Source organism: Pseudoalteromonas sp. S1727, assembly GCF_005886375.1.
GTDB classification, from domain to species: Bacteria; Pseudomonadota; Gammaproteobacteria; order Enterobacterales; family Alteromonadaceae; genus Pseudoalteromonas; species Pseudoalteromonas haloplanktis.
The window spans coordinates 35,284-59,231 of record NZ_PNDT01000038.1; the positions used below are offsets into that span (position 1 = coordinate 35,284).

The window sequence follows — 23,948 nt, forward strand, 5'->3', positions numbered from 1 at the left end:
TGAGCCCTTTATGCACAAGGGCTCTAACAGGCATGAACAAAACGCCAATCTAACGAGGATCTAACATTTATCAGCAGAAAAAATGGCTAAAAAACAGTCTTTGATTCTTGAAGTAGTGCAATTGGTAACGATGGTTGATTACTTTTACTACATCGAGCAACGGAGCTTATAATTTCCGTCTCTGTCATTGTTTGCTTTGCAAACATAACTGTCGGCCCATACTGGTTACGTAAGTGTAAAAGCCGCTTATCAAGCGTAACTTTACAACGTGTTTTGACTTCTCGAACAATCGCTCTTGGCTCAACACTCTTGAGCATACGACTATATGCCTTGGGGTATGCTGCAACAAAATAGCTGTCTGGTGCTGTAAATATATCAAGCGGTATCGGTTGAGCCCGCTTACCTTGTAAACGTAATTCGTGACGCGTCCAATTTTTATAAAAAGGTTCATCTGCAGGTAGCTTGAGTTGCTTACCCTTTTCATAAATTACCATCTTTTTATGAGAGCTATTGGCACCTATGTAAATTGTTCTTCCTTCGTTTGATTTAAGATCCCTTCGAGTCGGCACAGTACCGGACTTAGGCGAGTAGTCACCTTTACTAAACGACTTTTGAACATGACGTATGTTGTATTTACCGCTTAAATCATCGAGCGCTAAATCAATTCGCCTAATATCCAACTTAGCAAACTTATCGAGTTGTAATAGCGGGAAAAAATAGCGGTCGTCTAAATTGATTAACTCACATGCAAAACCTGTTAGCTCCAATCGAATACTTGTTTTATTGTTAGACCATTTAATTGCACCGCAATTTTGTTTAACCACATCATAACTGTTGAGTAATTGTCCATCATCAAAGTGTTTTAGCTTAGGCTTAAACTGACTGACTTTAATCAATAATGACTTTAGCCAGTCTTTGAGCTTTTGCATAACCTCATCAAATTGGTACTTACAAACAAGTACTAAATTAATAGTTACATAATCAATTCGTGTTTTAATATTATTGTTTACTAAAAAAAGACCATCTGTCTTTGTTAATGACTCTTTATATGACCCTGTAAGTACATTGTTTTTATTTACTTTATTAATATTCTCTGTCGATGTTAATGCCCCTTTTATGATCTTATTATCCATTAATGCACGCCTCCATCCATTTTAAGAGGTCGGATAATCGCCATGCTGTCGTTCTTTTATTTAATTGAATTCGCTTTGGAAACGTACCCGCCTGTTCCATCTCATAACGTGATGTACGTGATAGCCCTGTAATATGCTGGCATTCTTTTTCTCTAACAAAACGGTCAATACTAGGTGTTTGCTGTTCACAGTGATCTTTATTCATGTCAATTTCTCTATTTTTTATTTCGATTCGATCGAGTGTGATCGCATCAGTTCGAGAGCTATTAAATAGAAAAATTAAAAGTCTGAGAATCGAGCCTAGCTGCTAGGCTCAGACTTTTTTTTAATTGAACAAATCGAAAAGTAATCTCTGCCATATAAAACAAGAACCGCAAGCAATTTATTTTAAATAACTAATAATAAGAAATGGAGTAACTAATACAAACCGTGGATTTACATGGAGGTTTATTTAAACGTAGGCTAAACAATTACTATTGATAATAATGAGGTATAAGTAGGATGTTCAAGGCCTCTTTTTTGTCAAAAGATAGCCTTGATAATATGACATGATTTAAGGGGTTTTACTCGTTCAGATTTGTTCCATCTGAGCTAATTATTAACTCGCTTTTGCTATGTGTTCGCTCCACCATTCCATCATTTCTCGTCTGCGGTCGATATACTGTGCACGGTTATAAGCGCGTCTGACTTCGTTTTTTTCTATGTGTGCTAAAGCAGTTTCTATTAAGTCTGGATCAAACCCTTGCTCATTTAAAATGGTGCTAGCAAGCGCACGCATACCATGGGCCACCAGCGCACCTTCAAGCCCCATCCTTTTTATTGCCGCATTAGCTGTTTGCGCATTTGTATGACTTCGTGGGTTTCTATCAGCAGGAAAAATATATTCTCTGTGGCCGCTAACTGGTTTCATTAATTCTAGTAAATGAAGCATTTGTTTAGTCAAAGGTACTTTGTGCTCTTTTCGCATTTTCATCCGCTCGGCAGGGATTATCCATAACCCGTCATCAAAATTGATTTCAGACCACTTAGCAGCTGCGGCTTCCATTGGTCGGCACATTGTGTGTAACTGCCATTCAATCAAACAGCGTGTTGTGTATTTTATACTTGCACGATTTAGCATTGCCATTAATTCTGGCAATCTTTCTGGCTCAATCGTACTCATGTGAGTTCGCTTTGGTGATTGAAATGCACTGCGAATACCTGCCAACGGGTTTGATTGGATCAAGCCCACGTTAACAGCATAAGTCATGACTTCATTTACTCGTTGGCTTAATCGTCTAATTTGTTCAAGCACACCTTTTGATGCTAGTGGCTTCATAACAGCAATGACCATGGGCGCTGTTAATGTATTAATAGGTCTGTTTGCTAATTGCGGAAATAAGTGATTTTCAAACGAACGCCAAATATCTTCAGCATAGCCTTCACTGACTGATGCACGCTTTACATCGAACCATTGCTCAGAAACATATTTAAATGTATTTTGAGTTTCGTTAAGTATATCGGTTTTCTCTTGCTCGGCTTGTTCTTTCGGATCAATGCTTTTTGCAAGAAGCGCACGTGCTTGCTCTCTTAATACTCTGGCTTCTTGAAGTGTAATTGTAGGATATGCGCCCAGTACCATATTATTACGCTTTTTAGTGTAAGGACGATAGTAACGGAATATCCAAGATTTATTACCTGAGACGCGTATTCTTAAATAAAGACCATTGCCATCTGCAAGTTCATAATCCTTATCTTTTGCCTTTGCGCGCTTTAATTGGGTGTCGCTGAGAGGTTTGATCAATTTTGCCATTAGTTACCTTCTTAAACTTAGCTACAATCAACTGAAATTTATAGTAAAAATGCTTTTTGGTACCACAAGTTTATTCTCAGCGGTTTATGGTACTTGCAATGGTACTTAGTGTTCCGAATAGTACCATACATCTTCGAACCATTTAGAAACAAAAAAGCCCTTAACTCATTAAAAGTTAAGGGCTTTTTGAACGTATTCGGCACTTGCCGAACACTATATTGGTGGAGCTGGGGGGATTTGAACCCCCGTCCGAAAAGCCTCGACCGTCGGTACTACATGTTTAGTATCGTCATTTAATTAACCTTTAAATCTCGGACGAACACGATAGATAAAGGCGAGGCTGCTTAGTTTTAACGCTTCAACCCCAGCCAGGGTTTCCGTCGCGATCAGGTGTTAGGGTGACACTCCAAAATCCAGTCCACAAGAATACTTGGAAGGAGCGCTAGCCAGCCTAAGCTGCTAGAGAGTAGTTATCGTCGTTTGCGATTACTTTAAATTGCGGCTTTTTTACGAGGCAAACCGCACCTCGACATGCACCTTGGGCTTCATGAATTCCGTCGAATCCTAATCAGCCCCTGAATTAGTTAAACTCATTCAGAGCGTGCAGGCAGTATAACCGAGTAACGTGCTGATACTCAAGGCTGATCTATGCTTTATTTTTATCTTAACAATCGTTTGCAGATTTAATACACAACTGAATGTTCATTTCACCAAGTACCACGTATGATTTATAAACAATTACTTGGGTGGATGCCAAACGGAGTATGCAAATAACTACAAGCATTATAGTGTGAGCTCAGAGCTGATCAGCTAACCCATACCGATAAAGCTCCCTTGCGTTAAAATTACTCAGTGGTGTTAGCGGCAAAGCTTTCAGTTTCGGCATTTTGCTCATCTTCTGGCACTTCATCGGCTAACGGCCAGCCTCCCAATTGCTGCCAACGATTTACGATTAAACAATATAGCTCTGCTGTACGTTCTGTATCATATAGTGCTGAATGGGCTTGCTTGTTGTCAAATTCAATACCTGCAGCACGGCATGCCTTTGCCAGTACTGTTTGGCCAAGTGCTAGCCCCGCTAAAGAAGTGGTATCAAAGCTCACAAAAGGATGAAATGGTGTGCGCTTGATATTATTACGCTCAATGGCTGCATTTAAAAAGCCATGATCAAATGCTGCATTATGCGCAACAACCACTGAGCGCTGACAACCTGCTGCTTTTTGTGCTTTGCGGACTACTTTGCATATTTCTTTGATCGCTTCCTCTTCAGAAACTGCGCCACGCAGTGGTGAAAAAGGATCTATACCATTAAAATCAATGGCTGCTTGCTCAATGTTTGCCCCCTCAAAAGGCTCAACATGAAAGTGTACGGTATGATCGATACTGAGTAAGCCATCCTCGTCCATTTTTAATACTGACACCGCAATTTCTAACAGCGCATCGGTTGCTTTATTAAAGCCCGCTGTTTCAACATCAATAACCACCGGAAAAAAGCCACGAAAGCGTTTTGCGAAAAGAGTTTGTTCAGTATTTGCCATAGTATTCTAGGTTTGCAAGTATTAGCTGGTTATTATGACAAAGTTGATGCCCTTTAGGCTAGGCCATTTCAGGATTAATTATTTTATAAATTGTAGGCATATAAATTGCTTTCATTTAAATTAGCGTCACAATTGCAGTTACTAAATATTTTTAGTGCTTAGCTCGTCAATTAATTGGCTATGCTTCGTTTGATTAGAGTAAACCCTGTTGGAGAATTTCGTGGTGAAGTTATCATTGTTATCTATAAGCCTCACTGTAATTGGTCTATTACCTTATAGCGCCAATGGTGCTATGCGCCAATACACGGCCACAGCAGACAACTCCCAATGGCAAGTGGTAACAACAACTCGTTTACAATGTCAGTTAAATCATGAAGTTCCCTATTACGGTGAAGCTATTTTTAGTGCCACTGCCAGTAAAAACAAAGACGTATTATTTAACTTAGATATGGTTGTACGCCCTGATAATTATAGTATTGCTGGTTTAAAAGCGGTGCCACCACCTTGGCGAGCGGGCTTACCTGCCCGCGATCTTGCTAATATGAAATTACTTCGCAAGTTTGACGGTGAACTTGGTAATCATACCGCATGGGAAATGTTGACTGAGCTGGAAAAAGGCTATCAACCAACATTTTATTACCAAGACTGGCAAAATAGTGCCGATAAAATTGCCGTAGGCTTATCGAGTATTAACTTTAAACAAGCCTACTGGGCATTTCTACAATGCCGTGATGCCCTGTTGCCATACAGTTTTGAAGATATTTCATTCACAGTAATGAATTATCAACCTAATACTAGTAAGTTAACTAAATCATCGCAGCAACGCTTAGATAAAATAGCCGAATACTTAAAATACGACACCAGTATTGCCGCGATTTCAATCGCGTCATACACCGATAGCTACGGCGGACGCTGGAATAACTTAGAGCTTTCTAAAAAACGAGCTCTAGCAATTAAAGAATACATGGTGAGCCTAGGTATTGATGAAAGTAAAGTTGAAACCGAAGGTTTTGGTGAAAAACGCCATGTAGCAACTAATGACAATATATTAGGGCGCAATAAAAACCGTCGCTTAGTGATCCAAATAGAAAAAATGTAGCTAACACTTCAGGCTACATTTTTAATAAGATCAATGGGTAAGTTTGCTACACTTCGCCCTTTTCATTATCCAACCATCACCAAACTGAAATACAGCTAAACTCAATAAAATAATACTCGCGCCGACTAACAACTGCCGATCAATCGCTTCATTATTCAGCCAGGCACCTAAGCCTATTGCAAAGCTGGGGGTGATCAAGGTCGTTAAAGCAACGGTACTTGCCGGTAATTTTTGTAACACATGAAAATAAGCCAATGCCCCAATAAGTGAACCAAATACGCCTAAATAGCCAATTGACCATAACGATTTGGCACTCCACGCATTGCTGTTAAGCTCGCCATCGACCAGCCACCAAGTAATAAAAAATAGCGGAGTGACAAATACTAATGCGCCAAATGTAGTTGCCATTGGGTGAATTGCAATTTTTACTCGTTTGATCATTACGCCGCTCAAACTAAAAAAACACACAGCCATGAATACGTAGAGCAAACCATGCAATTGCATTAATGAGCCTTGCATGTGTTTTTCACTGACCAAAAATAGCCCCAACAATGCAAACGCCAAGGCAATTAGCTTCAATGCACTAAATTTAGGCTCATTCAGCAGTCGCTGTGCTAATAGCCCCGATAGAATAGGCGCCAAACCAAACATTAAAGAGATAAGCCCTGAAGGAACCGTTTTAGCAGCCATGTAACTCAATAGCATGCCGCCATAAATACCTATACTCGAATAGCCATACAAAAAACACGCGCGACGATGCCAAGGAATACGAATATTCGCTATTGCGACAACCAATGCCGCTAATACTAAACCTATCGACATACGCAATAACACGGCAAGTGTAGGCGAGACCGACTCACTGCTCCAAACAATGCCCAGCGGGGTTGTTGACCAAATTAACACCATTAAAAAATACGATACTTTGACGCTCACACGCTTATTCCTTTAGCAAGGCGGCAATAACAAAGAGGAAGGAATACAACACTAACCGCTTTGAAATCGCGGTTAGTAAAAAACAACTTAACCGCAGCGCAGCAATGGACGCACAACTGATAGATTCAGCCATGGGCGCATTGTTAGGGCTCGGTTCATATGTTGCATATAAATAGAATTCTTAATAATAAAATGAATCTATAGAAATAGCAGAACTGCACAATAAGTCAACACATCCAATGGCTTTTTTGCTAAATACTGCTTTGATAAGGTTCGCTTGTAAATCATAAGTTACATTTAATTTCTTTGATTTATAACAAAAGTATTTAAGTTTGTGCCAACTAGTTATATCTTGCCTGCCTCTCACGAAGTTTTAGGGGCAAAAAGTGCTTAAAAATAAAACAATAGGCAGCATGTTAATTGTTGCAGGTACAACTATCGGCGCAGGTATGTTGGCATTACCCATTGCCTCTGCAGGGCTTGGTTTTACCACTGCATTAGCGTTAATTATTTCAACTTGGGCGTTAATGACTTATACCGCATTATTAATGCTTGAGCTTCATCAACATGCTGATCGCGATGCCACGCTCAATACATTAGCAAAATCATGGCTTGGTAAGCGCGGTCAATACGTCGCTAATTTTTCAGTGATGTTTTTGTTCTATGCACTGTGTGCAGCTTACATTGCCGGCGGCGGCGCACAACTACAAGAAAAAATAAACAACGGTTTTAATCTCAATATTGCACCGCAAATGGGTTCGATTATTTTAGCGATTGTAATAGGTACCGTTGTTACTTTGGGCACCAGCAAAGTCGATAAATTAAACCGCGTGCTGTTTAGTATTAAAATCTTGGTATTGGCGAGTTTATTTTATATGTTAACTCCCTATGTTCATGGCCAACACTTATTAGAAATGCCTATTGAACAAGGGCTTATTTTATCAGCCATTCCAGTGGTATTTACCTCGTTTGGTTTTCATGGTTCTATTCCATCCATCGTTAAATACGTAGGCCTTGATATAAAAACGCTGCGTCGGGTGATGATCACCGGTGCAGCCCTGCCCTTAGTTATTTATATTTTTTGGCAATTAATTAGCCAAGGGATGATGAGCCAAGCTGAGTTACTAAAAAGTTCTGGCTTGCCAGGCTTTGTCGCAAGCATTGCCAATATTGCAAACAACTCAGCGGTCGCCACTGCGGTTAATCTATTTGCAGACTTAGCGCTAGCAACCTCATTTTTGGGTGTAAGCTTAGGGTTATTTGATTTTTTTGCTGACGCGTTTAAAAAAGGCGATGGTAATAAAGATCGTATCAAAACGGCGCTAATCACTTTTATCCCACCGTTAGGGTTTGCACTGTTTTATCCACAAGGCTTTATTATGGCCCTTGGCTATGCAGCTATCGCTTTGGTTGTCTTGGCTGTATTTTTACCCGTTGCAATGGTTTACAAGCAACGCACCAGTCGTGATAAAAGCGGCTATGCGGTGCGTGGTGGCAATCTTGGCTTAGCCATTGCGGCTTTATGTGGCGTGCTTATAATCAGTGCTCAGGGTCTGCAAATGGCCGGTGTGATCCCAGCGATTGGTTGAGTTTAATTAGCACCACGCAAAAGGCACCTAAGGGTGCCTTTCTATAATTCCAACTAAAGCGAAATAATAACTAAGATCCAGCCCGTTCATTAAGTTTTTCAAACAAGTTTGATAACTCACTCTCGGGGATCGGCGCGCTGTAATAATAACCTTGTACAATAAAACAGTTATTGTTTTGTAAAAACTCCACTTGCTCTATGGTTTCTACCCCTTCTGCTACCACATTCAATTTTAATTTTTGCGCCATCGCTATAATTGCTGCGGTGATCTCCATATCATTTGGATCATCGGGTATATCTTTAACAAACGAGCGGTCTACTTTTAAAATATCCACAGGAAAACGCTTTAAGTAACTTAGTGACGAATAACCTGTGCCAAAGTCATCAATAGAAATAGATACGCCAAGCGTTTTGAGTTGATGTAACTGCGAAATAGCGGCTTCTACATTACCCATTAACATGCTCTCAGTTAGCTCTAAATGTAAGCATTTAGCTGGCACTTTGGTTTTCTTGATAATCGATGCCAATAGCGGCACTAACTTGGCGTCTTTGAACTGTCGAGCGGATAGATTAATAGAAATATTATTCTCACGCCCTTGCATCGCCAACCGAGCCGCAAACTCACACGCTTCTTGTAATACCCACGCCCCTAGTTCAACAATCAAACCAGTTGCTTCAGCGATAGGAATAAATTTAGTTGGTGGGATCATTCCTTCCGTTGGGTGGAACCAACGGATCAAGGCTTCGTAGCCCACAACCTGCTGAGTACGACTATCAACTTGTGGTTGGTAGTAAATAATAAACTGCTTCGCTTTGATGGCGACACGAAGTTCATTTTCAATAAACAGGCGCTCATTTGCAGCGGCATTAAGCTCTTGGCTGTAAAAGTGATAGGTATTGCGTCCTTTTGCTTTTGCCTCATACATTGCCAAATCAGCATGTTTTAACAGCTGATCTTCTTCTTTGCTATCGTAAGGAGCCATTGTGATGCCAATACTGGCACTAATAATTACTTCGTTATTACCAAGCATTATTGGCACATTTAAGGTTTGCTGAATAGTATTAGCCACTTCCATCGCATGCTCTTGGCGTTCGATCCCGCTCAGTAGCACAGCAAATTCATCGCCACCTAACCTAGCAATGGTATCTTCAGCACGGAGGCGTTTTTTCAATCGATTTGCCACTTCAATCAATAACTGATCACCAGCATCATGTCCAAGCGTATCATTTATCCGCTTAAACTCATCTAAGTCAAAGTAGAATAAAGCAAACGCATAATGACCACGTTCGGCAAGCGCCATTGATTTACGTAATTGCATTCTAAAAAAGGTACGATTAGCAAGCCCAGTTAAAGTATCAAAGTAAGCCAATTGTTCCATTTTCCGCTGGCTTTCTTTAACAAACGAAATATCTTGTGCAGATGCAACGTAGCTACTGATATTTCCACCGTCTTCACGGATCGGCGAAATGCTCAACGAGACCCAAATAGGTTTTTTATCTAAGCCTTGGATCAAAGTATCACCACGCCAGTAATTTCGACTACGCAGATCTATATCGATATCATCGACTAAAATAGCCATTTCTGTGGCAATAATGCTTAGTAATGGCGACTCCATAAAGTGGCTTTCATCAAACCCTGTCATCTCTAACATTTTTGGATTAACATATTCAATGACAAAGTTTTGATCTGTGATCACTACCCCGGTTCCTGAGAAAGCGACCGCTTTTGATAATCGGTTAGCTGCTTTTTCGGCAATTTCTTTTTCAGTAATACGCTGATTTAACCCATCGATCAGCTTACGGATTTCAATCGCCATATCTCGAAAAGAGCCATTTAGAGTACCTATTTCATCTTTATTCTCTTTTGGAAACTCTATCTGCAAATGCCCTTTACCGAAATTAGTTACGGCATGTACCAGTGAATGGATCCTGCGTAACACCAATTGATACAAGGCTTGGTGTAATAACAGCGCGACCAAAATAGCGTACAGAATAAACAACCCAAAAAACTTCACTTTGAGTTCTTCAAGCGCTGAAAGTGCCGAGGAGCGTTTTTTGTAAATGCCGATATACCAGTCTAAATGTTCAACTTTACGAATATTAATAATATGGGTTTCCCCTTCTTGCACAAAGGAGTCCGCGTATTCTGGTAAATGCATTTTTATGGTTTGATTAATGAGTTCTTGCAAATCACTATTTAGAAAATCAGCCGTACGCAATGGTTTACCTGCTTGCCCATAGGTTTCGTAAAGATTTTTATTTAAGTTTGGATGAGCGAGTAATTGCCCTTGACTATCAAAAACAAATAAGTGCTGCTCATTATCGCCAATTGGCAATTGGGAAATAAGCGTATCGAGTGCTAGATCACTGCCCGTCACCCCTAAAAATTTATTTTCAAGGTAAATTGGCACAAGTACACTCACCACCCACTTATGCCAAATTTTATCGTAATACACTTTAGACCACACCGCTGCACGAGTTGGGTTCAATGCTTCTTTTGCGTAATTAAAACTTTGGCTATCAATAAATTGATGAGAACCTGCTACATTCAATGCCCAATTAGGTGGGGCGATACGAATAAAATTATCTTTCGTGATTAGGTAAAAGTTAAAGAAATCTTGGATCAACGTAGGTGCAACAATTTTCCACAGTGACTCTGAGTCATTAATCAGTTTTTTATAAAAAGGTGAGTATTTATCTTGCGGCATAAACGCTGCAGATAACCCATCTTCCGAGGCACTACGAATACTGCCATCAGAGTCAAAAGTCAGCTGTGCGCTCTGATTGCTTATCAATTGCGATGAGTTATAAAGCAACTGGCTAGAGACAACATTATTCGCTTGCTCGGCAATATTAATTTTAGTTTTCACTAAATTATTAAATTGACGGATCAATCGCTCACTAGAGTGTTTGAGCATTTCATGCTCTTCAAATATCAGCTGTTTTTCTTCTGATTTGAGCATCAACACTGCAGCACAAATCCCAGCAATTAAACAAATAGCTGAAATTAATAACGAGAGCTTCATACTCAACGAGTTTACACCAAAACGTGATGGTGGGCGTCTATACACCACAAGGCAACCTTCTTTTTTAATAATTATTCTTATTTAAATCCACCTACCGAAATATACCAGATACCAATTTAGATTTATAAATTTTTCGTTAATATCACAGAAAAAAACCAATATCTAAAATAAACCACACTTTGGTGGTGATAAAACCCGCTGGAGTGTTGACTTTATAGCCCACTCTTCATACATTAAGACCATGAATACAAAATTTTCGCAATTACACTTTTCGTTTTTTAGCTTCTTTAGATAGAAGAGGCTTACCTGTTTGCGAGATTAAATCTACCGAATAGCAAAGCCTCCCAACTGGGAGGCTTTTTTGTTTTTATTACCCAAAAGGTAATTTTTTGGAATGAGGAACCCAAAAATGACAAACGATGTACTAAATTCACTCAGACACGATATAAATGAAATCGACTCTGACTTGTTGGTTTTATTGGCAAAACGCCGCAGAATTAGCCATGGTGTCGTAGAGTATAAAATTGCTAATAACAAACCTATACGCGATGAAGCCCGTGAGCTGGCGTTACTTGAGAAACTAATTGGTTACGGCAAATCACTTGGCTTAGACGCCTATTATGTGAATAATGTCTTTCAAACAATCTTAGAAGATTCAGTACTTAATCAGCAGGCCATGCTGCAAAAGAACTTAAATCCTGATATCATGAGTGAAACGCATCGCGTGGCATACTTAGGTGGCCAAGGTTCATATAGTCAACTTGCTTGCCATAAATACTTTAGCCGTCGCCCAGGTAAACTTGTTGAGATGGGCTGCTCTAGCTTTGAGCAGATCACCGGCAAGGTTGAAAATGGCCAAGCTGACTTTGGGTTATTACCGATTGAAAACACCAGCTCAGGTAGTATTAACGAAGTGTTTGATTTACTACAACACGCACAAGTCTCAATCGTTGGTGAAGTAACTCACAGCGTTGAGCACTGTTTACTTGCGACCCCAGATACTGAGCTTAGCCAAATTAGTAAAATTTTTGCTCACCCACAGCCATTCGCACAATGCAGCCGCTTTTTACAAGGCTTAGGTGATATTCAACATGAAACCTGCGACTCAACCTCAAGCGCCCTACAATCAGCCCTAGATACCCCTAACAGCGCGGCAATTGGCTCTGCACAAGCGGGGAAAAATGTCGGGCTAGAAGTGATAAAATCTGGCTTGGCTAATCAACGTGAAAACCACAGCCGCTTTATTATCGTTGCCCGTAAACCGTTACATGTCTCAAAACAAATTCCAACCAAAACCAGTTTAATTATGGCCACTAAACAACAAGCGGGTTCGCTTGCTGATGCACTGATGATTTTTAAACACCATAATATTAACTTAGTTAAATTAGAGTCACGCCCTGTACCTGGTAATCCATGGGAAGAAGTGTTTTATGTTGATTTAGAAGCGAACCTTGTCGATAGTCACGTTAAACACGCGTTAGAAGAGCTAAAAGAGCATACTCAGTATGTACGCGTATTGGGTTGTTATCAAAGCGAATCACTGCAAGCCGTCAGTGTAGAAAGTTAAACGCTAACTAAAGCAAAAGGGCCATTATGGCCCTTTTTGTTATCTATTGAATGTTAGTGCTTTATTAATCAAGTACTTTAGCATCATTGGCTTTATTTAATAAACTACGGCTTTGCGTTAAGAAATGCGCGGTGGAATCTGAGAAGTATTCTTTCGCATCAGCAAAGGCATCAATTAAAGCCGCTTTATCGCCCGCTTTTAATTTTGTTAATGTACTAGCAAAGGTTTCTTGGTATTGCGCAAGCAAAGGTTCAACATTATCAAATTGCGCTAGCATAATGTCAGAATAAAGCTCTGGCGATTGTGCAAACAAGCGGCCCACCATCATCAGCTCTAACTGGTAGATAGGCGACGAACAACTACGTAACTCTTCAAGAGTGTGGCTTTGTTTAGCTAAAAATTGGCCATACACAAAGGTGGTTAAATGGCGCATCACTTGGATTATTTGCATTGCTTCGTCGTGCTTTTTAGCATCTAACTCAACTAACTGGCAGCCCCATACTTGTAATTGCGACAATAACCCTTGTGCAACTTCATGGTTACGCCCTTCACACACTACCACGGTCTGCTTTACCCAATGAGAGATATCAGGGCCAAACATCGGGTGTAAGCCAACCACAGGACCATTATGCACCGCTTTTAATACATTTAATGGTGCTTGCTTAACCGATGTGATATCAACCAACAAACAATCATCATCGAGTTTAGGTAAGGCAGTAACTACGGCTTCTAAGGCATTGATAGGCACACTGATCATCACCAGTTTTGCACCTGCTAAGATTGCTTGAGCGTTACTTTGCTGTTCTTTGTCGAGAATCCTAACTTCATACCCTGAGCGAATAAATTGCTGAGCAAACAACTGCCCCATTGCACCTTGGCCACCGACTATAACAATAGGTGACAATTGCGGTGCACTACAGGCAAGTTTAGCTTGTTGATTTTGGTATGCTTCGCGCATCATCCGGCGCAGAATATCTTCGACTAGTTCAGGGTTAACCCCTTGATTTAATGCTTCTTGGCGACGGGCTGCTAATAAACTCGCTTCACGGTCAGGCGCATGCAGCGGCGCACCGGTTTGTTGTTTGATTGCGCCAATTTGTTCAGTAATATTATTACGCCTAGCTAGTAATGCAACCAACTGGGCATCGCATTCATCAATGCCTTCTCTTAACTTATCTAACTCTTTTATATCCGCCACGCGACTACCACCTTAGAACTGCAATTTCGTACACTAAAATTTACATAAAAGTAAACTTATTAATACGATAAATACTAACAGGATCAGTAGGCTGTTAAAAGGCTAAATAGGGAAAAGAATAAGTGTTTAAGCTTTAAGCGCTAAGCCTTAAGTTATAAGGTTTAAGTTATAAGCCGTAAGTTATAAGTTGGCGAGTGAATTTGATTTATGAGTAATACCAATCGACTTAAATATTTAACCATTCTAGCGGGCTAAATAAAGCGCTAACTGCGTTATAAATTTTTCATGTAGAACAACTACATGTCAAAATTTATGCCTTGTTATCACTTCATTTATCTGTCGCTATAAATGGTCAGTAACTTAACACGATTGGTATAATATTTTTTAGCGGGCTTATTTTGCTATAAAAACCAAAACGGGTTGCAACCCGAAGGCTGCAACCCGTTTTTTTTGCGTTGCTAAACAGCGCGTATTAGTTAAGTTTTTCTCTAATACGTGCAGATTTACCAGAACGCTCACGTAGATAGTAAAGTTTCGCACGGCGTACTGCACCGCGACGCTTAACTGCTACGCTATCGATAAGAGGGCTGTGCGTTTGGAATACACGCTCAACACCTTCACCGTTCGAGATTTTACGAACTGTGAATGCTGAGTGAAGACCACGATTACGCTTAGCGATTACAACACCTTCAAAGGCCTGTAGACGCTCTTTAGCACCTTCTTTTACTTTTACCTGTACAACCACTGTATCACCAGGGCCAAATGCAGGTACGTCTGTTTTAAGCTGCTCATCTTCAAGCGCTTTAATAATATTTTGGTTTACTTTTGCCATTATGTTTCTCACTTTCCTAGGTGTAACTGTCTTCTAGCCACAAGCTTTTTGGTACTCTTGCTGAAATTTCGCGAGTAATACCGCTTGCTCCTCAGTCAGAGCTAGGTTATGCAACAAGTCAGGACGCCTAAGCCAAGTTCTGCCTAATGACTGCATTTGCCGCCATTTAGCTATCTCTTGGTGGTTACCACTGAGTAATACAGCAGGAACCTGTTTGTCGTCCAATGTTTCTGGCCGAGTATAATGAGGACAATCTAGCAAGCCATCCGAAAATGAGTCTTGCTCCGCTGATTGGTTGTGTCCTAATACACCTGGCACTAATCGCGCTACTGCGTCAATTAATGTCATGGCAGGTAGTTCACCACCACTCAAAATAAAATCACCAATTGACCATTCTTCGTCAACATATGATTCTATTATTCTCTCGTCTATACCTTCATAGCGACCGGCAATTAAAATCAGTTTTTTAGAGTTTGCGAGTTCGCTCGCCCCTTGCTGATCTAATTTGCGCCCTTGCGGGGACATATAAATTACTTTTGCACCATCACCTGCCGCTGCTTTAGCGTCAAGAATGGCTTGCTTCAATGGTTCAACCATCATTAACATACCTGGACCGCCCCCGTAAGGACGATCATCCACTGTTCTATGCTTATCAGTCGCATAGTCCCGCGGGTTCCAGCAGTTAAAATCAATTAACCCATTTTTTACTGCGCGACCAGTTACACCTTGCTGTGTAATGGCATCAAACATGTCCGGGAAAAGGCTAATTACCCCTACCCACAACGAACTCGTTTGACTCATTAAAAGCCTGGATCCCAGTCTACGGTAATTTCTCTTGCATCATGTTTAACTTCTTTTATAACTGAATCAGTTAAAAATGGAATTAAACGTTCTGCTTGTCCAAATGCATCTTTATTATTTGCTTTCACAACTAATACGTCATTTGAACCTGTCTCCATCAGGTCATCAACTATGCCTAAGTTATAACCTTTATCAGTTACAACCGACATGCCAATGAGATCTCGCCAATAGAATTCACCTTGCGGTAATTCTGGTAGCTGCGCTGAATCTACAGATACTTCCACATTGGTATACGCCATTGCTTGGTCTCTGTCGTTTACTTGCGCAAACTTGGCGATAAAGCCTTTGTTGTGGCGACGCCAGTCGACCACTTCTAAAGCCTGCCATTTACCTTGTTGCCCTATCAACCACGGGCTGAAATCGAAGATCCCTTGGGGATCATCAGTAAATGAATGTACCTTAAGCCAGCCCTTTATACCATACGGGGCGCCGAGCTTTCCTACGACAATTATTGATGAGGTGTTCTCTTGACTCATGGTTACACTTACGCCTATTAAGCCGCTTTACGAGCGTCTTTTACTAACTTACTTACGCGATCTGAAAGAGATGCGCCCTGACCTACCCAGTGTTCTACACGAGATAAATCTAAACGTACTTTTTCTTCTTGACCACTAGCAATTGGGTTAAAAAAGCCTACTTTCTCGATGAAGCGACCGTCACGCGAGAAACGGCTATCCGCAACCACAATTTGATAGAAAGGGCGTTTTTTAGCGCCACCACGTTGCAAACGAATAGTTACCATACCGTCCTCTAAATAGATTGACTGTTTTCATTAATAAGATTTACTCCCCAGTATGGGGAGCTGGGGAATTGTACGAGTTTTTAGCAACAATGCAAGTAAGAAGTGACGTGAAATGAGTGTTAAGTTGATTAAACTATGATCTACGCGTTAAATCAGAGTATAAAGCCCTTTCAGTGCATAATTTATCTACAAAAAAAGAGGCTATTTGCCCCCTTTTTCATTAACTAAATGACGAATACATCAAACTTTAGCCAAAAGCTTAAAATTTAGGACCGCCACCGCCCATCATTCCCGGTGGTAACATGCCTTTCATTCCACGCATCATTTTCATCATGCCACCTTTACCTTTCATTTTTTTCATCATCTTTTGCATTTGGGTAAATTGTTTTAGCAATTTATTGATCTCTTGCACTTGTGTACCAGAGCCTGCTGCAATACGTTTTTTACGAGAACCTTTGATGATTTCAGGGCGAGCACGCTCTTGTTTAGTCATTGAGCTGATGATTGCTTCCATTTGAATAAATGTTTTATCACCCATTTGCCCTTTTACTGCATCTGGTAAGTTTTGCATACCCGGCAGCTTATCAAGCATCGACATCATGCCGCCCATGTTTTTCATTTGCTTTAATTGTTCAGCAAAATCATCAAGGGTAAAGCCATCACCTTTAAATACTTTTTCAGCTACTTTGGCCGCTTTTTCTTTATCTACTTTCATCTCGACTTCTTCGATCAATGAAAGTACATCACCCATACCTAAAATACGTGAAGCAATACGGTCAGGATGAAAAGGCTCAAGGGCATCAGTACGCTCCCCCACACCCATAAATTTAATTGGTTTACCCGTGATATGGCGAATAGATAATGCCGCACCACCGCGCGCATCACCATCGGTTTTAGTTAAAATAACACCCGTAAGCGGCAATGCTTCATCAAACGCTTTAGCTGTATTCGCCGCATCTTGACCTGTCATTGCATCAACTACAAATAAGGTTTCGATTGGCGTAATAGCACTGTGTAACGCTTTGATTTCATCCATCATATCGCTATCAACGTGCAAACGACCTGCGGTATCGACAAGTACCACATCGATAAATTTCTTTTTCGCATGAGAGATAGCCGCATTAGCAATATCAACCGGCTTTTGGGAAATATCACTTGGGAAAAAGTCTACACCAACTTCGTTAGCCAGCGTTTCTAACTGTTTTATTGCAGCGGGGCGATAAACATCGGCACTAACAACTAGTACTGACTTTTTCTTACGCTCTTTTAAGAATTTAGCTAACTTACCGACGCTGGTGGTTTTACCTGCACCTTGTAAGCCTGCCATCATAACAACTGCTGGCGGTTGTGCGTTTAGGTTTAGCTCTTCATTCGCTTCACCCATTGCTTTTTCAAGTTCTTCACGAACAATTTTTATGAACACTTGCCCTGGGCTTAAGCTTTTAGTGACTTCAACACCCACAGCACGTTCTTTAACTTGTTTCACAAACTCACGAACGACGGGTAGCGCAACGTCAGCCTCTAAAAAAGCCATACGTACTTCACGTAGCGTATCTTTGATATTATCTTCAGTAAGGCGCCCACGGCCGCTAATATTTTTTAAGGTTTTACCTAATCGTTCTTGGAGGTTCTCAAACATGTAAAGGTTCCGATCAAACGTGATATACCAATTTTCCAATCAAGGTTATCGTTATTAAGTTAATACTTACTAAAAAATAACGTTGATTTCATATAATCAGTATTATTAAAATTTTAATTAAAAGCAGTATACCGCAAATGGTGGCGCACAATACAGTGTTCAAGTGCGCTGTTTGAGTTTCTTTTTACAAACTCTATGCATTTGCCTTGCTATAAAATACAATGCCTTTACTCTAACAAGGAATATTTGACTCAAATTGAGTGGCCCAAGCACTATGCTGATTATTAGTTTAACTATTATTGCCAGTTTATTTTATATCTTAGCAACGTCTCACGTACTATCTCGGTTATTTCACCAGCAAGGGCCGAGCCAAAAGCTGACTATTATTCTCAGTACTGTGGCGATTCTAGCGCACATGCTATTACTGGTAAATTCAGTATTTCGCACCGACGGCCAAGATTTAAGTATTGTAAATGTGTCACTGTTGACCTGCTGGGTGATAGTAGTGTCAGTTACAACAGTATCACTTAAGTTCCCTGCAACCTTATTACTGCCTGTCGTTTATGGCTTTGCAGCTTTACTCACTATAGCCAGCTTATTTATCCCACATCATATTTTATTACAAAGTATTGATGTCGAAATCGGGTTAGTTACCCATATTTCACTTTCATTGCTCGCATACTGCGTATTGATAATTGCGACTTTGTATGGCGTACAATTTTACTTTATTGACAAGCGTTTAAAGCGCAAAGACTTAGCTATAGTGCGTAGTCATTTACCCCCATTGATGGTAGTTGAACGTCAACTCTATCATTTACTCACACTTGGTACACTCTTATTAACTTTGGCTTTATTATCTGGGTTTATTTTTCTTGATGGCATGTTTGCCAATGAATTTATACATAAAACAATTTTATCATTAATTGCTTGGGCTATGTTTGCAACAGTGACAATTGGTCATTTAAAACAGGGTTGGCGCGGAAAACCCGTGGTACTGGCTATTATGGCTGCCGCTTTTGTTTTAACGTTGGCTTATTTTGGTAGCCGGTTTGTACAAGAAGTGATCCTGAATAAGTTTTAACTTGACTCAAACTGCTCACTCACGCTTAATACACATTGGTTAAATAAAAAAGGATCCTTCTTTGGACGACATCTCTACAAGTGTTTTGTTTATAATACTTGGAATACTCATACTTTGTTCTGCATATTTTTCTGGTTCTGAAACAGGCATAATGTCAATTAACAGAATCCGCTTACGTCACCTTGCTAAAGAAAACCATCGCGCAGCGAAGCGTGTCAACAAATTGTTGAGCCGTCCTGACAGACTGATAGGTCTCATCCTAATCGGTAATAACTTAGTAAACATTGCCGCTGCACAGGTCGCAACTATTATAGGTATTCGCCTCTATGGTGATTTAGGTATTGCCATTGCAACAGGCGTATTAACCCTAGTGGTATTAATATTTGCAGAAGTTACACCCAAGACTTTAGCCGCTCTTTATCCTGAAAAAGTGGCCTTCCCAAGCTCTGTGATCCTCAAAGGGCTACTGAAAATAATGTTTCCGTTGGTGGTTATTGTTAACTGGATGACCAACGGTATATTACGGTTATTTGGTATTAGTGCCGCACAAATAGATGAGCACAGCATGAGTAAAGAAGAATTAAAAACCGTGCTGAATGAATCAGGCGCACTTATTCCTGCCCGTCACCAAAGTATGTTGACCTCTATATTAGATTTAGAGCAAGTTACCGTTGAAGATATTATGATCCCACGTAATGAAATCGTGGCAATTGATATTAACGACGACTGGAAGCTAATTAGTAAACAGCTTACCCACGCACAACATACTCGCGTGCTTTTATACCGCGACCAAATTGACGATGCTGTGGGCTTTATTCATTCGCGTGATGCGCTTCGCTTATTAACAAAAGAGCAATTTGATAAACCGTCATTACTACGTGCCGTACGTGAAATTTACTTTATTCCTGAAGGAACTTCACTAAATACACAACTGTTTAAGTTCCAACAATCTAAAGAGCGTATAGGCTTAGTGGTTGACGAATACGGTGACATACAAGGTCTGGTAACTTTAGAAGATATTCTTGAAGAAGTAGTCGGAGACTTTACCACGACACAAACACGGACGCCGAGCGAAGAAGTTATGCCTCAAGATGACGGCTCTTTCTTAGTCGATGGTGGTGCTAACGTACGTGATCTTAATAAAGAAATGGATTGGGAATTCCCTCTCGATGGCCCAAAAACATTAAGTGGTTTGATTGTTGAATACCTAGAAGATATTCCGGATACAAATTTGAGTTTACGTATCGCTGGCTACCCAATAGAAGTCGTCGAAGTAAAAGAAAACATGATCAAATTGGTTCGTATCCAAGCAAATAAACGCAAAGTGTAAGTCTTAAAGTAGAGTAGTACCTCACTACTCTACTCTCCCCATTTTCTAGTTTCTTAAATTTTCCTCAGCTATTACTCATTTACGCCATAACTATTAAACTATGGTATAACTGCTAATTTTTATTTCTAATGGGGAAACTTAATGGAAGATATTTCTATCGAAACCATTTACACCAAAGCTATTGAAATAGTGATGCTGTATGGTCCGAAATTTTTACTGGCAATTTTTGTGTTAATTGTTGGTTGGTGGTTCATTGGTCGTATTTCAAATATGGCCGAAAAATCAATGGCACGTGTGAAGTTTGAAGCGGGTTTAACGCATTTTTTAGTATCATTTATCTCTGTCATTTTAAAAGTTCTATTACTGATCTCTGTTGCCTCAATGATCGGTATCGAAACCACCTCATTTATTGCCATGCTCGGTGCTGCAGGTTTAGCGGTAGGTATGGCATTGCAAGGAAGCTTAGCTAACTTTGCAGGTGGCGTACTGATCTTGTTCTTCAAACCATTTAAAGTCGGTGATGTAATCGAAGCGCAAGGCTATATGGGCAAAGTCGTAGAAATTCAAATTTTTGTTACTGTATTACTGACTTATGATAATGAAAAAATCATCATACCAAATGGTGCTCTTTCAAATGGTTGTGTTAAAAACAAGTTCGCAGAGCCCACTCGCCGTGTTGATATTGAGTTTGGTATAAGCTACAGCGACGATGTAATTAAAGCGCGTGCAGTACTTATGAGTGTATTAAATGACTATGATTTAGTGCTCAAAGAAGAAAATAAACAGCCAGTTGTTCACGTGAGTCAACATGGCGATAGCCATATTGGCATGCTAGTTTGGGCATGGGTTGATTCTGAAAATTACTGGCCGGTGTATTTTGGTTTATACGAACGCGTTAAAATTGCCTTCGATAAAGAAAATATCACCATTCCATTCCCACAACGCGATGTACATATACATCAGTTTCCCGGAAAGTGAACCGACCATTAAAAAGCCCGCCATATGAGTGCGGGCTTTTTAAATATTGAGTAACAGGTTAACTAAATAACCTTTCCAGCCAACTTTTATCGAGATCTGCTTCACACTTTTTAAGTTGAGCACCATAGCGACTCGCGCGATTTTTAACCTTATTAGCTACATTCATAAGCCATTGTTTCTTTTTATAGGTGCCACGCTTATAGCCTCCCCAGCCTTCATGATAGTTGAGGTATTGTGCATAGGCATCCCATTTTGACACGCCATTTACTTTATTGGTTTTATATACAAACCATGCCATAAAGTCGATAGCATCATCAAAATCATCGCGATCTGCCCCGCTGTTACCGGTTTCACGGATATAGTCAGACCAGGTTGGCGTTTTTGCTTGCGAATATCCATACGCTGAACTGGCACGTCCTGTGGGGATAATCCATAAAAAATATTCCATCGGTGGTGCTGCATCATGACGAAACGAACTTTCTTGATACATCATGCTCATGAGGACATGCTTTGGCGATCCCCATTTATCTTGAGCGTCTCTTGCATCATAATACCAATCGTTTTTTTCTTCAAAAATCTTACATATATCATTAGGTTGCTTTGGAGGGGCTGTTGCGCAACCTGTTAACGCAGCTCCCAGCGATAAAATTATTAAACTTTTTTTCATTTTTTTTGATTCTCGCTGAACTTTTTATAAAAGCGTAAGTCCTACTTTATGAATGCGCAGTTTAGCATTGTTTATCCCTGAAGAATCTTTACGCAGCCAACTTGGGCTGCGTTTTTTTTTTGCCGCTTTATTTCGCTTTAAAATAGGCATCTAAAAAAGCATTAAATGTCACATTATCAGCGGCTTTCAAGGTTTGTTCAGCGACGATTGATTGCTCAGCTTGCTGGTTTAAGTAATTATCTGAATACACATGATACGGTGTTGTCTCATGACTTTGCTGATAATTTTTTGCCAGCGCTAATGCAAAATAACCATTATCAACACCTGACTCTTTCAGCTGCTTTACGTAACGACCCGAGTAAGTTAAGTCAGGATCAGCAACCCATTGGCTTAATCGCGTGATAGTTTCACTGTAATAACTTACCCCATACGCTTCGTCCATATACGTAGCAACATGTTGTAACTGAGTAAAAATTTCCGCGCCCCAAGTCGCTAAACTACATGTTTCACCAGAGCGATTTAGCATCACCTGCACAGCTCGACCATCACTGACAACGGTATCTAAATTTTCAGTACTACGTTGCTGAGAATCCCAGTCCATTGCAGGTGAATCTTTTAACAAGCAATAAGTCAAAAACACATCTAAAAAGTGGATTTGTTCAATATCTATCCCTGTTGCTGCAAATGGATTGACATCTAGCGCACGAATTTCTATGTATTCTATACCACCACGTAATAGTGCATCTGTTGGCGTTTCACCGCTATTAGCATTACGTTTAGGACGAATTGGTGAATAAAATTCATTTTCAATCTGCAGCACATTTTTATTCAATTGCTTTGGCTGCGCATCTTTATAGTCCGCGAGTTGATGATAAATATCAGACGGTGTGTTGATTGCTGCTTTTAAGCCAGCAACATATTCCTCTAGTGAGTTATACATTACTTTTAATGAGGATTGAGCACTATTAGTATAACCTAAATTCCCTAAGCGTAACGCAGTGCCAGTTTCTAGATAAAGTGTGCCTTTACCTAGCTTTTTAAACGGCAGTTCAGTACTGCGCCCTTGTAAAAATGAATTACACAGTGCCGGAGATGCGCCGAATAAATAACTAATTAACCACAGCTCTCGTTTAAAATTGCGGATCAACCCTAAATAGCCTGATGAAATGAAGTCTTGTAATGATCCGGTATCGCCTTTAATCGTTTGTAAACTTTTCCAAAAAGAGTTTGGAAACGAGATATTAAAATGCACACCGGCAATTGCTTGCATCATACTACCATAACGGTTTTTAAGGCCTTCACGGTAAAGGGTTTTCATTCGACCAATATTAGAATCACCAAATTGAGCTAAAGCAATATCATCCTGGTGCTCAATAAAACATGGCATACTAATAGGCCATAATAATTCATCACCCATTTTTGATAGAGTAAATTTTTGCAAATCATGAAGCTGTTTTAGCGTTTCTTCGGCAGAGTCACTTACAGGCGTAATAAACTCTAGTAATGCCTCTGAAAAGTCAGTGGTGATATGCCCATTCGTTAACGCGCAACCAACCCCTTTTGGGTGAGCCTGTTGCGAAATAGTGCCATTTGGTTGAATTCTTAACGCTTCCCTTTCAATACCACGTTGAATGCCTTTAATTGCGTATTTATGCTGTTCTGGGGCGAGCGCTGTTAGCGCTTTAGTTAAATCATGTGTTGTCAAAAATGCTTCCTCGAGCCACGTGGCCTAATCCTAAGTCTATGGGGGCAAATTGATAATACTCAAGGTTTAATAATGACATAACTGAAATTTGCCACTATTTACCATGAAGGTCACCGTGTATTTATAAAAGCACACTAGCTGCGGGAGCTTAGCCCATACCCAAATGTTTACTAATCTTGCCATTCTAAGGGCTAATATACAATTGCTTTAATTGCACGACAGTGATGCGATTTCATTGC

Annotated in this window: 20 protein-coding genes and 1 other RNA gene; 6 read left to right on the forward strand and 15 right to left on the reverse strand. The window is 40.2% G+C overall.

Annotated features, from left to right (window positions below; translation table 11 throughout):
- Window positions 1-86 precede the first annotated feature (86 nt).
- The 5 genes from CWB85_RS10750 to rnt all read right to left on the reverse strand — a co-directional run bounded on the left by CWB85_RS10750 (window position 87) and on the right by rnt (window position 4,463).
- Window positions 87-1,133: a replication initiation factor domain-containing protein gene (locus CWB85_RS10750; RefSeq protein ID WP_138554882.1), complete on the reverse strand. Its 1,047-nt coding sequence runs from the start codon at window positions 1,131-1,133 to the stop codon at window positions 87-89.
- Window positions 1,126-1,338, reverse strand: a complete 213-nt coding sequence (locus CWB85_RS10755) for a helix-turn-helix transcriptional regulator (protein ID WP_138554883.1) — start codon at window positions 1,336-1,338, stop codon at window positions 1,126-1,128. The genes CWB85_RS10750 and CWB85_RS10755 overlap by 8 nt, the downstream gene beginning before the upstream one ends.
- A 393-nt stretch (window positions 1,339-1,731) precedes the next feature.
- Complete coding sequence (locus tag CWB85_RS10760) at window positions 1,732-2,925, reverse strand: integrase domain-containing protein (RefSeq protein ID WP_138554884.1); 1,194 nt, start codon at window positions 2,923-2,925, stop codon at window positions 1,732-1,734.
- 219 nt (window positions 2,926-3,144) lie between these two features.
- Window positions 3,145-3,501, reverse strand: a transfer-messenger RNA (tmRNA) gene (gene ssrA / locus CWB85_RS10765).
- A 269-nt stretch (window positions 3,502-3,770) separates the two neighbouring features.
- Window positions 3,771-4,463, reverse strand: a complete 693-nt coding sequence (gene rnt / locus CWB85_RS10770; RefSeq protein WP_138554885.1) for a ribonuclease T — start codon at window positions 4,461-4,463, stop codon at window positions 3,771-3,773.
- 223 nt (window positions 4,464-4,686) lie between these two features.
- Between rnt and CWB85_RS10775 the strand changes: the two genes are divergently transcribed.
- Window positions 4,687-5,562: a flagellar protein MotY gene (locus CWB85_RS10775; protein WP_138554892.1), complete on the forward strand. Its 876-nt coding sequence runs from the start codon at window positions 4,687-4,689 to the stop codon at window positions 5,560-5,562.
- 30 nt (window positions 5,563-5,592) lie between these two features.
- Here the strand turns inward: CWB85_RS10775 and CWB85_RS10780 are convergent, their stop codons facing one another.
- Window positions 5,593-6,495, reverse strand: a complete 903-nt coding sequence (locus CWB85_RS10780) for a DMT family transporter (RefSeq protein WP_016708934.1) — start codon at window positions 6,493-6,495, stop codon at window positions 5,593-5,595.
- Between the two features lie 386 nt (window positions 6,496-6,881).
- Here CWB85_RS10780 and tyrP point away from each other — a divergent pair, with 386 nt between their 5' ends.
- Complete coding sequence (gene tyrP, locus CWB85_RS10785; protein ID WP_138554886.1) at window positions 6,882-8,084, forward strand: tyrosine transporter TyrP; 1,203 nt, start codon at window positions 6,882-6,884, stop codon at window positions 8,082-8,084.
- A 70-nt stretch (window positions 8,085-8,154) separates the two neighbouring features.
- Here tyrP and CWB85_RS10790 read toward each other — a convergent pair whose 3' ends face one another.
- On the reverse strand, window positions 8,155-11,157 hold the full coding sequence (locus CWB85_RS10790; protein ID WP_171039005.1) for a bifunctional diguanylate cyclase/phosphodiesterase: 3,003 nt from the start codon (window positions 11,155-11,157) through the stop codon (window positions 8,155-8,157).
- A gap of 361 nt (window positions 11,158-11,518) precedes the next feature.
- On the opposite strand from CWB85_RS10790, the gene CWB85_RS10795 reads away from it, so the two are divergent.
- Window positions 11,519-12,676: a chorismate mutase gene (locus CWB85_RS10795; protein WP_138554888.1), complete on the forward strand. Its 1,158-nt coding sequence runs from the start codon at window positions 11,519-11,521 to the stop codon at window positions 12,674-12,676.
- A gap of 64 nt (window positions 12,677-12,740) precedes the next feature.
- Here the strand turns inward: CWB85_RS10795 and tyrA are convergent, their stop codons facing one another.
- The 6 genes from tyrA to ffh form a co-directional block, all read right to left on the reverse strand.
- Entirely contained in the window at window positions 12,741-13,874 is a 1,134-nt protein-coding gene (tyrA, locus tag CWB85_RS10800; protein WP_016708930.1) for a bifunctional chorismate mutase/prephenate dehydrogenase, read from the reverse strand.
- 472 nt (window positions 13,875-14,346) lie between these two features.
- Window positions 14,347-14,706 carry a 50S ribosomal protein L19 gene (gene rplS, locus CWB85_RS10805; RefSeq protein WP_002962189.1) on the reverse strand — a complete coding sequence of 120 codons (360 nt, stop codon included), beginning with the start codon at window positions 14,704-14,706 and terminating at the stop codon, window positions 14,347-14,349.
- Between the two features lie 33 nt (window positions 14,707-14,739).
- Entirely contained in the window at window positions 14,740-15,507 is a 768-nt protein-coding gene (gene trmD, locus CWB85_RS10810) for a tRNA (guanosine(37)-N1)-methyltransferase TrmD (protein ID WP_016708929.1), read from the reverse strand.
- Window positions 15,507-16,043, reverse strand: a complete 537-nt coding sequence (rimM, locus tag CWB85_RS10815; protein WP_016708928.1) for a ribosome maturation factor RimM — start codon at window positions 16,041-16,043, stop codon at window positions 15,507-15,509. Before rimM ends, trmD begins: the two co-directional genes overlap by 1 nt.
- 17 nt (window positions 16,044-16,060) lie before the next feature.
- Complete coding sequence (rpsP, locus tag CWB85_RS10820) at window positions 16,061-16,309, reverse strand: 30S ribosomal protein S16 (RefSeq protein WP_016708927.1); 249 nt, start codon at window positions 16,307-16,309, stop codon at window positions 16,061-16,063.
- 259 nt (window positions 16,310-16,568) lie between these two features.
- Window positions 16,569-17,948, reverse strand: coding sequence for a signal recognition particle protein (gene ffh, locus CWB85_RS10825; protein WP_016708926.1), 1,380 nt, complete (start codon window positions 17,946-17,948; stop codon window positions 16,569-16,571).
- Between the two features lie 274 nt (window positions 17,949-18,222).
- Between ffh and CWB85_RS10830 the strand changes: the two genes are divergently transcribed.
- The 3 genes from CWB85_RS10830 to CWB85_RS10840 all read left to right on the forward strand — a co-directional run bounded on the left by CWB85_RS10830 (window position 18,223) and on the right by CWB85_RS10840 (window position 21,337).
- Window positions 18,223-19,029, forward strand: a complete 807-nt coding sequence (locus CWB85_RS10830; RefSeq protein WP_016708925.1) for a cytochrome C assembly family protein — start codon at window positions 18,223-18,225, stop codon at window positions 19,027-19,029.
- Between the two features lie 61 nt (window positions 19,030-19,090).
- Window positions 19,091-20,359 (forward strand): HlyC/CorC family transporter, encoded by a 1,269-nt coding sequence (locus CWB85_RS10835; protein WP_029216153.1) that lies wholly within the window; start codon window positions 19,091-19,093, stop codon window positions 20,357-20,359.
- A 141-nt stretch (window positions 20,360-20,500) separates the two neighbouring features.
- Window positions 20,501-21,337, forward strand: a complete 837-nt coding sequence (locus tag CWB85_RS10840; RefSeq protein WP_016708923.1) for a mechanosensitive ion channel family protein — start codon at window positions 20,501-20,503, stop codon at window positions 21,335-21,337.
- 58 nt (window positions 21,338-21,395) lie between these two features.
- Here the strand turns inward: CWB85_RS10840 and CWB85_RS10845 are convergent, their stop codons facing one another.
- Complete coding sequence (locus CWB85_RS10845; RefSeq protein ID WP_016708922.1) at window positions 21,396-22,004, reverse strand: transglycosylase SLT domain-containing protein; 609 nt, start codon at window positions 22,002-22,004, stop codon at window positions 21,396-21,398.
- A gap of 127 nt (window positions 22,005-22,131) precedes the next feature.
- Window positions 22,132-23,709 (reverse strand): glutamate--cysteine ligase, encoded by a 1,578-nt coding sequence (gene gshA, locus CWB85_RS10850; protein WP_138554889.1) that lies wholly within the window; start codon window positions 23,707-23,709, stop codon window positions 22,132-22,134.
- Between the last annotated feature and the right edge of the window lie 239 nt (window positions 23,710-23,948).

Coding starts and splice junctions, on each gene's coding strand:
- ffh (WP_016708926.1), bottom strand. CDS start 17,948: ATGTTTGAGAACCTCCAAGAACGATTAGGTAAAACCTTAAAAAATATT.
- CWB85_RS10795 (WP_138554888.1), top strand. CDS start 11,519: ATGACAAACGATGTACTAAATTCACTCAGACACGATATAAATGAAATC.
- CWB85_RS10845 (WP_016708922.1), bottom strand. CDS start 22,004: ATGAAAAAAAGTTTAATAATTTTATCGCTGGGAGCTGCGTTAACAGGT.
- CWB85_RS10760 (WP_138554884.1), bottom strand. CDS start 2,925: ATGGCAAAATTGATCAAACCTCTCAGCGACACCCAATTAAAGCGCGCA.
- CWB85_RS10755 (WP_138554883.1), bottom strand. CDS start 1,338: ATGAATAAAGATCACTGTGAACAGCAAACACCTAGTATTGACCGTTTT.
- rnt (WP_138554885.1), bottom strand. CDS start 4,463: ATGGCAAATACTGAACAAACTCTTTTCGCAAAACGCTTTCGTGGCTTT.
- CWB85_RS10830 (WP_016708925.1), top strand. CDS start 18,223: ATGCTGATTATTAGTTTAACTATTATTGCCAGTTTATTTTATATCTTA.
- CWB85_RS10840 (WP_016708923.1), top strand. CDS start 20,501: ATGGAAGATATTTCTATCGAAACCATTTACACCAAAGCTATTGAAATA.
- rpsP (WP_016708927.1), bottom strand. CDS start 16,309: ATGGTAACTATTCGTTTGCAACGTGGTGGCGCTAAAAAACGCCCTTTC.
- rplS (WP_002962189.1), bottom strand. CDS start 14,706: ATGGCAAAAGTAAACCAAAATATTATTAAAGCGCTTGAAGATGAGCAG.
- rimM (WP_016708928.1), bottom strand. CDS start 16,043: ATGAGTCAAGAGAACACCTCATCAATAATTGTCGTAGGAAAGCTCGGC.
- CWB85_RS10750 (WP_138554882.1), bottom strand. CDS start 1,133: ATGGATAATAAGATCATAAAAGGGGCATTAACATCGACAGAGAATATT.
- trmD (WP_016708929.1), bottom strand. CDS start 15,507: ATGAGTCAAACGAGTTCGTTGTGGGTAGGGGTAATTAGCCTTTTCCCG.